Source organism: Prevotella sp. ne3005, assembly GCF_900110085.1.
Taxonomy (GTDB): Bacteria; Bacteroidota; Bacteroidia; order Bacteroidales; family Bacteroidaceae; genus Prevotella.
This window is the reverse complement of record NZ_FOCK01000001.1, coordinates 80143-92862: the sequence shown is the minus strand read 5'-3', so window position 1 is coordinate 92862 and position 12720 is coordinate 80143. Positions and strand designations below refer to the sequence as shown.

Annotated in this window: 11 protein-coding genes; all 11 read left to right on the top strand. The window is 48.9% G+C overall.

Translation table 11 applies throughout. The annotated features are described in order from the left end of the window. Positions 1–6 precede the first annotated feature (6 nt). The 11 genes from BMY16_RS00365 (at position 7) to BMY16_RS00315 (ending at position 12576) form a co-directional block, all read left to right on the top strand. Complete coding sequence (locus BMY16_RS00365) at positions 7–423, top strand: polymer-forming cytoskeletal protein (RefSeq protein ID WP_091838567.1); 417 nt, start codon at positions 7–9, stop codon at positions 421–423. A 236-nt stretch (positions 424–659) separates the two neighbouring features. After that, positions 660–851 carry a hypothetical protein gene (locus BMY16_RS00360; RefSeq protein ID WP_091838564.1) on the top strand — a complete coding sequence of 64 codons (192 nt, stop codon included), beginning with the start codon at positions 660–662 and terminating at the stop codon, positions 849–851. A 149-nt stretch (positions 852–1000) separates the two neighbouring features. Continuing rightward, positions 1001–2410 (top strand): TMEM43 family protein, encoded by a 1410-nt coding sequence (locus BMY16_RS00355; protein WP_091838562.1) that lies wholly within the window; start codon positions 1001–1003, stop codon positions 2408–2410. An 18-nt stretch (positions 2411–2428) separates the two neighbouring features. Continuing rightward, positions 2429–4021, top strand: a complete 1593-nt coding sequence (locus tag BMY16_RS00350) for a YARHG domain-containing protein (protein ID WP_091838560.1) — start codon at positions 2429–2431, stop codon at positions 4019–4021. A gap of 28 nt (positions 4022–4049) precedes the next feature. Further along, positions 4050–5243, top strand: a complete 1194-nt coding sequence (locus tag BMY16_RS00345; RefSeq protein ID WP_091838556.1) for a hypothetical protein — start codon at positions 4050–4052, stop codon at positions 5241–5243. 12 nt (positions 5244–5255) lie between these two features. Beyond that, positions 5256–6524 carry an XAC2610-related protein gene (locus tag BMY16_RS00340; protein WP_091838553.1) on the top strand — a complete coding sequence of 423 codons (1269 nt, stop codon included), beginning with the start codon at positions 5256–5258 and terminating at the stop codon, positions 6522–6524. A 16-nt stretch (positions 6525–6540) separates the two neighbouring features. Further along, entirely contained in the window at positions 6541–7878 is a 1338-nt protein-coding gene (locus BMY16_RS00335; protein WP_211839313.1) for a YARHG domain-containing protein, read from the top strand. 16 nt (positions 7879–7894) lie between these two features. Then, positions 7895–9403, top strand: coding sequence for a hypothetical protein (locus BMY16_RS00330; RefSeq protein ID WP_091838550.1), 1509 nt, complete (start codon positions 7895–7897; stop codon positions 9401–9403). 14 nt (positions 9404–9417) lie between these two features. Further along, a complete protein-coding gene (locus BMY16_RS00325; RefSeq protein WP_139207071.1) occupies positions 9418–10509 on the top strand; it encodes a hypothetical protein in 1092 nt (363 codons plus the stop codon). 5 nt (positions 10510–10514) lie between these two features. Then, positions 10515–11414, top strand: a complete 900-nt coding sequence (gene miaA / locus BMY16_RS00320) for a tRNA (adenosine(37)-N6)-dimethylallyltransferase MiaA (RefSeq protein WP_091839777.1) — start codon at positions 10515–10517, stop codon at positions 11412–11414. 232 nt (positions 11415–11646) lie between these two features. Beyond that, positions 11647–12576, top strand: coding sequence for a diacylglycerol/lipid kinase family protein (locus tag BMY16_RS00315; protein WP_091838544.1), 930 nt, complete (start codon positions 11647–11649; stop codon positions 12574–12576). Positions 12577–12720 lie beyond the last annotated feature (144 nt).

The window sequence follows — 12720 nt, the reverse complement described above, 5'->3', positions numbered from 1 at the left end:
AAAACGATGAAGAAAGCAATCTTTTTGAGACTGGCAATGGCTTTGGCCCTGCTACTCACAGTGAATGTAAACGTGATGGGCGATACACTCCGTAAAGGTGGTAGTATCGTGGGTAAGATTGAGGCTAATGGTGATGTACGCCTTAATGGTTCTATCGTGGGTCGCTTCGAGAGCAATGGTGACATTCGTGTTGGTGGTTCCATCGAGGGCAGGATTGAAAAGAATGGCGACATCCGCAAACGTGGTTCCATCATTGGTAGGGTGGAGTCCAATAACGATATCCGCATCAATGGCTCCATCGTTGGTAGAGTGGAGAAGAATGGCGATATCCGCTACAAGGGCTCTATCATTGGAAGGGCGGAGCAGATGACTGATGTACGTCGTGTGGCTGTGATGTATTTCTTTGGATTCTTCAACATGTGACGTTTGGTCGTTTACCGTAACTAAAGATAGGGTTTAGTCCGGGTAAAGTATAAGTTTACTCCGACTAAACCCTATCTCTTTTTGGGGGCAAAAAAGTCCCATTTCATCGCTTTTTTAGGGCGTAGAGTGCAATTTGTAAGATTTTGTAGAGTGGTTTTCGCTTTTTTGGAAGAAAATGTTCTCTATGCATCACGCTTTTCTTCGTAATTTTGCAGCGTGAATGAATCAACGTGAGTATGGGTAAGCAGTTGACAGAGCGACAGAGGGCAATGCGACAGACAGCCTTCGACTATCTTCACTTCCTGGCAGATCAGGAGATGATGATTGAGCGTATTGTCACCCAGAAACTTACTGAGATGCAGCCACAAATAGAGCAGATGATAGAGGAAAAGGTAGCTCAGCGACTGGAACAAATCAAGCCCCCATAGAGAAAATGAACTGCAGTATTTCGTTGAAATATCGAAAATAATTCCCGTCACGTTTTGACGGACGGCAATATTTTTGTATATTTGCAGCCGAAACCAATAAGATAACATGAGATGAGACGACTAAATTATTAACTTAATACATTAAAATTATGGCTTATACAGAAACAACAACAACGGGGTATGGAACCCGAGTGGGAAATTCTTTTAAAGCAATTGGCAGTGGCTTCCTGATGTTTGTGCTGGGTACTGCACTGCTGTGGTGGAACGAAGGTCGCGCTGTCAAGACCGAGAAGATGCTCGATGAGGCAGGAAGTGCCTATGTGGAGATGGAGAATCCTAACAAGAAGGACGCCTCTCTGGATGGTGAACTGATCTGTGGTACGGCGATGGCTACGACAGAGGATTCGCTGATTGATGCTGAGTTTGGCATTGGTGCCAACGCCATCGCTATCCGTCGTTCTGTGGAGTACTACCAGTGGGTGGAGCACGAGCAGACCAAGAAGGAAGACAAACTGGGTGGCAAGGAAGTGACCACTACCACTTATACATATTCGAAGCAGTGGGTATCAAGTCCTGTACAGTCGAGCCAGTTCCATGATCCTGCCTATCAGAACAAGAATATGGTGCTGACCACTGTTGAGGATGCTGAGCAGTATGCAGAGAACGTATCGTTTGGCACCTACAAGCTGAACGAGAGCCTGATCCGTAGCATCTCTTCACGTGAGGGTATGGATCTGGCTATCTCTGAGGATATGCTGAAGCAGTTCGACAAGAACACCCAGGCTGCCTACGAGCGTTTCTATGGTGTTCAGAAGAGCATCCAGCAGCCCACAACACAGCAGCCCGCTCAGTCGCCTGCCATCCCCGATTCAGTAAGAGCCCTGCTCTCTGACTCTGCCAAGGCTGTGCTCGACTCGCTGCAGGCTGTCAACGACAGCATCAAGAAGGCTATGGAGAATGCTGAGAACAAGAAGGACCTGCAGTATATCCATGTAGCCAACAACATTCTTTATTATGGACGTGTTCCTGGCTCGCCTGAGGTTGGTGATGTTCGTGTGACTTTCGAGAAGGTTGTTCCTGCCAAGGTTACCGTTATGGCTGTGGTTGATGGTGATACCTTCAAGCCCTTCAAGGCTAAGAACGGCAAGCGCTTCCAGACCCTCGTGATGGGTAAGAAGAGTGGTGATGAGATCATCGAGGCCGAGAAGGAGGCCAACAACATGATTCTCTGGGCACTCCGTATCATCGGTATTATGATAGTCATCGGTGGTCTGAAGGGTATCTTCGGCTTCCTGACGACCATTCTCAAGGTGGTTCCGTTTATCGCAGGCATCTTTGGCTGGGGCGTTGGTATCGTATGCACCGTTATTGGTGTGGCCTGGTCGTTGATCGTTATTGCCATCGCATGGCTGTTCTATCGTCCGCTGCTGGGAATCAGTCTGCTGGTACTGGCTGGCTTCCTCGTCTGGGTATTTGCCTTTAAGGGTAAGGATAAGTTGAAGGAACTGGCAGCCAAGGGTAAGAATAAGGGTGCTGCACCAGCTCCTGTGGCAGAATAAGATTAAATATTGTTGTTAATGAAAAAAGTATTATTATCAATGGTGATGTGTCTGTGCGCCCTCTGTGGTGTACAGGCGCAGACCATTCAGAATGGTTCGAATTGGTTCGACGGTTCCGTACTCTATACCGCTAAGGTGCAGGGTAATGCCGTAACGATGGAAGGTATCGGCGAGCATGAAGGAGGCTTCAGATTCCATCTGACGAAAGTAGAAGGAAAGAACGGTGAGTATATCCTCACTGGTTCCGAGGAAGAGGCAGCATCGCTGCGTGCAAAGGTAGGTTGGCGTGTGCAGTATGTCCGTCAGGATGGTATGTACTTCCTGGCTGTCCGCAAGCCTAACGGTGATGCAGTATGGAAGATGACGCTTACTCCTGACAATCTGGAGAACAGCCTTGCCTTCGAGCGTTATCTGGAAAAGCAGCCCGTCAGTGACCAGCTGTCCCATTGTCTGCTGAACACCACTTATCTGGGACGTTTCTCTAAGGATGAGTTGCGCCTCATGCGTAATGAGATCCTGGCGCGACATGGTTGGAAGTTCCAGTCGAAGGATCTGCAGGAGCACTTTTCCAAACAGCCGTGGTATAAGCCTGGCAACAATAACAGTGCCATCAAACTTAACGTTATCGAACAGCTGAACATCCAGCTTATCAAGAGTGAGGAAACGGTGCCTGATACCTTCCGCAGCCATGGTGCTGACATCAGTCAATATGTAGGTGGACTGGCGGAAGACGGACGTGGACCTGACGAGATGGATGAAGATCAGGGAGGCGAGGCGAAGACCTATGTTGTGAGGACAGAGGAGGAATTCCTGAGTGCTTTGGGTAACAACCATACCGTCATTGTGGCCAAAGATACACATCTGAACCTGTCGCGTGTCTTGGAAAACGAGAATATGTTCAGGAATAAGCCTGGTCGTCGCTGGGCAAGTGATGCTACGGCAATCCTCAGCAAGGAACCAATAGTCGTGAGTGAGTATGAAACTGATGGTCGTCAGCTGGCATTGCTCAACTTCTCCGGACTCGTCATCAAGGGTCAGCAGAATGCAAGTATCGAGGTGGATCCCCGTTATTCCTACTGTCTCTACTTCATCAACTGCGACCACTGTGAGGTGCATAACCTGACCATTGGCCACACAGAGGGCGGCTATTGTTCTGGAGGTGTGATCGGTGTACGTGGCGGACGTCAGACCGTCGTGAAGGATTGTGATCTCTATGGTTGTGGAACCTATGGCCTCGACCTGATTGAGACCACCGACTTTGGTATGATTAACTCTAACGTCCATGACTGTACCTATGGCATCATGGAGCTCAGAAGTTGTACGGCTGTCAAGTTCAATAAATGTGACTTCTTCAATAATCGTGAGTATGACCTTATCGAGGGTCGTGGTGTTGAGGGTCTGACATTTACAGACTGTCGCTTCTTTGCCAACTGGGGCGATGCGCCTCTGTTTAATCTCGACAATACTTTCTATCTGATTAAATGTGAAATCTATCATCCTACGCAGAATCTGGGTTCTGTTGAGGAAGCAGAGCAGCTGCAGGGCCCGAGTAAGTGGGTGGATAATCCTCTTGATAGTAGTATTCAGAATCGTGGCACAGGCCCGCAGTAAGTGTCTGAGTATATTATAAATAAGGTGTATGAAGAAACTGTTCCTGATATTGACTGCCCTGATGGCTTGCACAATGGTGCAGGCCCAGGACAGGCATTTTGAGAGTTGTCCTCTCACAGTGATTAACGAGGGTTGGAAAACCAAGACCATCGACAATGTCATTAATGGTAGTCTTGGCATCATGCTCGAGCGCTTTGACCAGACATGGCCCACATGGATGGTAGGCGATGTGCGTGACGCTATGGAAAAGGGACTGTCTAAGGTGGTGCTTGATGACGAGACCGATCTGACTGTAATTGTTGATAGCAAGAACGGCTATGTCTCAGTGGGTGATGCTGGCACCGATGGCGAGTATATGTCAGCCTGCTATTGGAACCGTTCCAATGGTCATAAACTCTTAGCAGTCCTGTTAGGTAAGCCTACAGATCCCTGTATTGAGGTGTTGTGTACCTACGACTACGACCCTGCCAAGAAATGTCTCACCCCAGAACCTGCTATCCTGAAAGGCTACAGATGGGGCGACAAGGAGGGTTATACCCAACTGTTCTGTAAGTTGCCAAAGGAGGGTAAGAATGTGGTGGTACATGAGTGGGGGCAGGAAGAACCTCGGCAGCATACCTTTACATGGGACGGCATGAAGCCCGTATTCTCTAAGACTGAGCCCCTTGAATATGAAGATGGACTGAGTGACATTGTCGTGAACTTCAAAGGGCAGAGTCCTAACGTGAAAGACTTTGTGTCCGCCATCATCTCTCAGGATGAGATGGGCGAGGGCTGGGGCTCGATAAAAGAAAACTGGAAACTGTATCGTAATGGCATGAAGCTCATGCCTGGCTGCGAATTCATCGTCGACACCCAGAATGGTTATCTTGGTTTTACGGAAACTGATGATAATGAGCGTCAGGTGATAGAGTGCTGTTATTGGAACTACACCGACAAAAAACATAAGTTAGTGGCTATCTCTAACGATATCTTCGAGGACGGCGTACCTGTTGCCGGACAGTTCTCGGGCTTGACATTCTACAAGTATGACAATGCCACCCGCAAGATGGAACTAGTCTACGCCCAAGATCTGGGACTCGAGTTTGAAGCGCCTCCTGGTACGAGTATTGCTGCCCATGCCCTGCCGCGCCAGGGAAAGACCATCGTCTATATCTTCCACACCCCTTCTGGTAGGATAGAGAAACGTATGACATGGAACGGAAATAAGTTTGTACCTTGACGATATTGACGTATGAGAAAACTGATGTTTTTCGTCTTGCTGATAGCTGTGACAGTGCAGGCTCAGCCCAAGTACGAGCGTAAGGACTTTTCCTTCAAGACCACGAAGGTGAAGAATGCCGATGGCGACATCTCGGAGGTGAAACTGGGTACCTATGCTGGTGGTAAACTGGTCAAAGAGTACACCTATGAACTGTCAGTTCCCATATCAGAAGACCTGGCCGAACACGTTGGAACGGTAAGTGAAGAAGACCTCAATTTCGACGGTTATCCCGATGTGGATATCTACCTCGGCTATTATGGCGGTTTTTCCAATAATACCGAGCACGATGGCCTGCTCTGGAATCAGCAGCAGCATTGTTTTGTACAGGCCGAGGGCTATCATGGCATTGGCGAACCGCAACCCGACCCTGAGCGGAAGTGTATCTATACCGTACTTAGCAACGGACCTGATAAGCGTGTCACCAGCTATTACCGTTGGGTGGGCAATGAACTCCAGCTCTATCTGGAGAACACCTGGCGGATGGACGATGAAGATGTTGTTGATTTCAGCGGAATGCTCAATCTGCCCATCCAGTGCTATACTGCCAAACTCGATGGTCGTATCCCCATCATTATTGTGCTTCAGCGAAATGCCGACGATACGGTGGCGGGGTATATTTACTACCCTCGTGCCAAGAATCCGGCACCCATCATGGTCGTAGGCGGTTATACCCTCTACAACGGTGTAGGTATCTATGGGCTCGACGAATATCAACCAGATGGTAAGGTAAGCGGTTTCATCTCTTTGCAGCACCAGGTGGTTAACGGATGGGACGACAAGGTGGAGGGCACATGGACCAACCCCAAGACGGATAAAGAGATGAAAATCACAGATGTCACCTTCAGTCATGAATGCCCTAAATGGTTCACCAAGTCGCTGCTGACGCCTGAGGATCCTGGCAACATTGGCCGCGAATATTCTTTCCAACAGTGGCGTAGTGGATACGATGAATATCTGGGTGGCCATATCTCTTTCCGAGCAGTTGGTAAGAACAAGGTATACTTTGAATGTTCCAATATCGTGCGTAATCTCGCTGAGGGTAGAAGTGACGAAGGTCGTCCCGCCGTACTCAAGGGAAATATGTTTGAGTATCGTGATGTCAATGAGTGTGGCTATGGCTTCCGGGCAAAGTTCTATCCTAAGTTTGTGGTGTTGAAAACCATTACCGACAACGAGTCACTCGACTGCTTCGGTGCATTTTCGTCTTTTGACGGTATTTATATTAAGGTGAAACAATAATTCGACTCTTTTTGTTATGAAGAAGCTTTTGTGTCTTGTTTTCATTTTTGTTGCCTCAACCCTGCATGTGTGGGCAAGCAGTCCTGCTGATGAGGGAAAATCCTTCTTGGAGAGTTTCTATAAAGAAGGTGTTGAGCGTGACTTCAGCCCTAGCTTCCTGAAGATGTATCTCACGAAGAATGCCGTGAAGTATCTGCAGGACAGCTACGACTACGACAATGATGATGGCACGGCCATGGCCATCTGGCTGTTCTGGAGGGAGGCTGGTACCGACATTGGCGCCTTGAAGGAGTTTAAGGTCGACAAGGTCAAGGACAATACCTATAGAGTCGTATGCAGGTCGGATTTCAATGATGATTTCTATCAGTATACGGTCCTGTTTGGCTTAACCAGAATCGGCAATGCCTGGGCTATCGACACCATGAAGCCCGAAGGTGGCAAGATTGTCAGTGCCCAACAGGGTATCAAGGACGGCTCACGATGGAATGTCCGCAGTCTGGACTATTTTGCCAGTTGTGACGAGGCCAACGTTGTCACTTTCCATGCGATGAACGAGGGTGAGGAACTGGCATTTCGTCTGACGCCAGACAGCAATAAGGAAGATGAATATGTGCTGACTGATGATTCGCATGACAAAGGCTATAACCCCTACAGCACCCCTGCTCGTGTGAAGTACATCAAGAATGATGGATGGAAGCTGCTCTGTATCTACGACAAGAAAGGGCTGCTGCAGGATATCCTTGACGGCAGCCAGTACGCAGAGGGTCCGATAGTGGCGCAGAGTAAGTGGACGGCACAGATACAGGGTAAATATATTACCCACAACAATGAACCCGTCGAGATAGGTTGGAATAAGATAACCATAGGAGCCATTGATCTCACTTATGAGCATGTCACGTTCAACGACATGATCACTGGTGTCATCAAGATTGATGGCGGTACTCGCTTTCAGGGCATGTGGGAAGCAGTGGTGACCCTCGATGGTATCACGCTTTATAAGGTGGAGCAAGATGAGTATGGCTCGTTCAAGCGTCTGGGGGATAAGGAAAAGTTAATCTGGAACAGAAACGACAGACCGCGCTTCAACTATGCCTGTATGGTATTGCTTAACGACAAGCAGTTCCGTAAAATGAAGAAGTCCACTCTCCGCATCATGCGCAACGAGATCCTAGCAGTTCATGGCTACCGCTTCCAGTCGGAGGACTTACAGCATTATTTCTCTACGAAGGAATGGTATCAACCTGCAGAATCCAACAGCACTGTTAAACCCTACCTTCTCGAGCAGTTGAACATCGAACTCATCAAGGCCGAGGAGGCTAAACCCGATGAGGACCGCTATGTTACAGAAGAATAAAAAAATAGTCAACAATATGAAGAAACTGATGTTTATGGCCATCTGCGTGATGGCAGTGATGATGGGATGTAAGCAGAAAGGCCAGACTGCCGCTGCTGATGGAAAAGACTCGGTGGCAGCCGTCATCGACAGTATCATCGAGGAAAACGATACCACGCCATTACCCATGTTCCTCATTGGTAATGATGGCCAGTACATGCAGATGCTCTACTGGTCAAATATCGAGGAGCCCCAGAAAAGTGAAGGCGACGACGAGTATTTCGACGACTGGCATAGAAGTTGGGAGTATCAGGAGATGTTCCGTCGCAACGCTGCCCAGTATACCAATCTGATAAGAGATAATAAGATTGTGAAGATCAAGTTCATCGACGAGGTGCTGAAGGATCCTGATGGCAAAGCTCCCTCTACCGGTGAGATCCACCGTCAAGAGATTCCGTCGCTTTGTGCCCGTTTCGACTGTGTGAACTCCAAGGATAAGAATCTTGGCGACGGAGAGTCTTTGATTGACCGATGGGGCTTGGTGATTTGTACCGACAGCTATCTGAATTCGAGAAAGATGCTCCACATAAAGTCGTGCCAGAATGAGGATTATAATTATCCCAAACTCTCTGGCGATGTCGTAAGTCAGCTGGAGAAAGAGTATGGCATGAAGGCAAAGACAACGGCTCAGACTTGTATTATCGGCGATCGTTATACGATGGGCGTCGTAGAGTTTGAGGGTGAATATAAGAATGCTCCCAAGGATAAGTATGACGCTGACCGTAAGTTCGCTCTTGCCCTCGAGGTGCTGATCGACAGCGGCAAGGTGTTCAAGATAGAGGAGTTGGGCTATTACGATGAGACGTATGGAAGCAGCTGGAATGCTGATGCCGATGGCTATATTCCCAATACTGTCGTTGCTGCCTTCGAGGGGCCGAAAGGCTTGGAACTCTGTTACACTCACGGTGCTCCAGAGAGCTTCTGCGTCGGCATGATTTACTTGAGGGATGGAAAACTCGTTGAACACCAGTATGAGATGTACCATGCGCTGGTTGACGAGGAGATTCCTGTATGGAAGAAAGATATCGCAGAGATGCAGAAACTCTTCCTTGCTGCAGAGGGTGTCGACAGGACTGTGACGTTCACCAAGTGGGCTCATTGCTACATCGACTACGACAATGAGTGGATATGGCTCCGCGATAAGGACGAAAAGAATGGTGCTTTCTTTATCCGCCAGGATGGCAAATTCAAGCTGATAGCCGTGGAGACGCCTAAACTGAAACCCTCGCGAGGAGAAAAAGACGGAAAACAATATCTCAGCATCTCGGGCTCTGCTGGAGGGCCATCCATCTATTCGGAGATATTCGCCTTCAAGAATGGTCAGCAAGTGGAGCATTTCACGGCTCTCTTCGTCTATGGTGAGATTGATGAGTGTGGTCTTAATGGCAAGGACCTCACAAAGGAGGAGGGAAAGGCTTATTGTGACAATCTTCCTAAAGGTGAGAAGATCACGGCCTACTTCAAAGATATCGAAGCGGAGAACTGAATGAGGATCGGCAAATGAATAAGACGCTATTTACATTACTCGCCCTGTTTATCGGCAGCATGGCTGCTCACGCCCAGACATCGAAGGCGGAACAGTTGAAGTATATTCGCCAGACATACGCCAAGGCCAAGGAGCAAATGGCTGCCAACGGTAAAGACGGAAATCCAAGACGCGACATGACGGTAAGCCTGACGGACGGTGATGAGATCGACGCAGACTTTAGTCTTATTGATGAGACAGAACTCACATGTTACTTCGATAAGGTCAGACGATACCGCGACGATAACTTCTTCGAGGATAACCAGTGTTACTTCATCACTGAGAATTGGTCGTGTCATGGGCATACCCGTTACCGTGAGTTCCTTTTCGACCCCAAGGAAGGACATCTGCTTTTCATCTACTCCCACTACGAGACAGATGCTGGCACGCCTTTCGACTCACGCTTCTACTACGATGCGAAGGGAAATGTGATTGAACAGCTTCACAAGGTGAGGAATAAACCTGCCAGTGGAGTGGAACTGGAGGATATGCAGTCGGAGCAAGGAGAGAAAGCCTTGGCCGAAAAGTATCTCAGCGTGTTCAACGGTGTGATGGCTCCTGCCAAGGAGTGGGAGGATGGTCCCGTGAGGAAAACCACCCCGAAAGACGATCGCATGAGTTTCATCCGTAGCACCTATGCCCAGGCCAAGCAGAAGGTTGATAAGGACGACAAGGCCGAGGTGAAACGCAACATGACCATCGTCGTCCACGATCAGGAGGAGGGCGACTGTCCGCCTTCTACCAAGGAGATCAAATACTATTTCGAGCGACAGCAGGATGGCGAGAAGAGTGTGAACCACTGTTATTTCATCACGACTCGATTTAAGACGATGTCTTTTGATGATTACAGCGAGTATCTCTTTGAGCCCAAGCGTCCTGAGCTGATCTTTGGTTACGACTGTGCCCGTGAGGAGGGTGAGAAATACGAGTATCGCTACTATTTCGATGAGAATCAGCGATGTATAGAGCGCAAGGAGGCGATGACGGAAGAAGGTTACGACAATAGTTTCGATGTGAAGATGACTGCTCGTAACAGTCTGAAGGTATTCAATATATTGGCGAATTGAAGAAGATGATCACGATATTAGGGCCGACGGCCTCAGGCAAGACGCCTGTGGCAGCCCGTCTGGCGGCAGAGATAGGCGGGGAGATTATCTCCGCCGACTCCCGTCAGGTATATCGTCGCATGGATATCGGTACGGGCAAAGACCTGGAGGACTATGGCTCCGTTCCTTATCACTTGATTGATATTTGTGAGCCTGGCACGAAGTACAACCTCTTCGAATACCAGCAGGACTTCTACGATGTCTATCAGCAAATCCAGAGTAGGGGAGCGGTACCCATCCTTTGTGGTGGTACGGGACTCTATATCGAAGCCGTATTGAAAGGGTATCATCTCTCGCCAGTACCTCAGAACCAAACATTGCGCGACAGTCTGGAAGGCAAGAGCCTGGATGAACTGTCGCAGATGCTTACCGACCTGAAGTCCAAGACGGGGAGTAATATGCATAACACCACCGATGTAGACTCCTGTCAGCGTGCCATCCGTGCCATCGAGATTGAGACCTATAATCTTGAGCATCCGACCCCTCGCCGTGAACTGCCGCCTGTAGATAGTATTATAATAGGTATAGACATCGACCGCGAGTTGCGCCGCGAGAAGATCACCCGTCGTCTGAAAGCCCGTTTAGACCATGGTATGGTGGAGGAGGTGAGGGCGCTGCTCGATGAGGGCATCCCTGCTGAAGACCTTATCTATTATGGACTGGAGTATAAGTTCCTGACGGAGTACCTGACGGGGCAGCTCTCCTACGACGAGATGTTCCAGCGTTTGGAGATTGCCATCCATCAGTTTGCCAAGCGTCAGATGACGTGGTTCCGAGGCATGGAGCGCCGCGGCTTCAAGATCCATTGGATTTCCGCCACCCTCCCGATGGAGGAGAAGATAGCGCAAATCCTGTCCTTATACTAACGGATTATCTTCTTACCATGCTCGTTGATGAAGATACCCTTCTTTCTCCGTACCTTCCAGGCTTTTCGCCATCACGTGAATGTCGGAAAGCACGACTATCTTCTTCTCTTCTGCTCTTGTCTGAGCCATGAAGCCCAGCAGCACAATGGTGAAATGCTTTCTTTTGGGAAAAAACTTTGTTGATTACAGTTTTTTTCTTACCTTTGCAGCAGATATATAAAATAAGAACGCGATGGAGACAGGAAAATGGGGCATCGTATATTGCCCGAAAGCAGGTATCACCAACAAGCGCAAGCGTTGGGAGAAAATACAACGGATCCTCGACAATCGTCATGTGAACTACGACTTCGTGCAGAGTGAGACCTCCGACAGTGTGGAGCGCCTGATGAAGATGATGATTTCCAATGGCTACAAGACGATCATCATCGTGGGTGGCGACTCGGCACTGAACGATGCCGTGAACTGTCTGATGATGGAAGAGAAAGAGGTCAGGGAGAGCATCGCCTTGGGTGTCATCCCCAATGGCGTGATGAACGACTTTGCCCGCTTCTGGGAGTTTGATGAAGACGAGGTGGAGCAGACTATCGATTGGCTTATCCAGCACCGCATCCGTAAGGTAGACCTTGGCTGTATCCGCTACTCCAATGCCAAGGGCGAGCGTTGCCACCGCTACTTCCTGAACTGCGTCAACATCGGTATGACGGCTGATATCATGAACCTGCGACGCCAGACGCGCCGACTCTTCGGCTCGCGTACCTTATCTTTTATATCGTCGCTCTTCGTCATGCTCTTCCACAGGATGGAGTATAAGATGAAGCTCCGCATCAACAGCGACGTCATCGACCGTAAGGTGATGACTGTCTGCATCGGCAGTGGCCCTGGATATGGACAAACGCCTAATGCCGTACCCTACAACGGCATGATCGATGTCTCTGTGGTCTATCACCCTGAGGTGGTGCAGCTCATCGAGGGTATCTGGCTGCTGTTGACGGGCCGTTTCCTCAACCATCGCAGCGTACATCCCTATCGCACGAAGGAGGTGGTGGTCGACTATGCCAAACATGCGATGGTGGGCATTGACGGTCGGCTGATGAAGACACCTGTCGGAGCCTTCACCATCGGAGTCGAACAAGAAGTGATAAATTTCCTCATTCCTGCATAAAAAAGGCTGGCAAGTAGCAAACTTGCCAGCTTTTTACTTAAATAATTGTAAAATGTTGCGAAATCCTTTGTCACTTTGATAAAAATGCCTACCTTTGGGGGGATAATTGACTACTTATACAAATAATTAAATACCTTTTAAGGA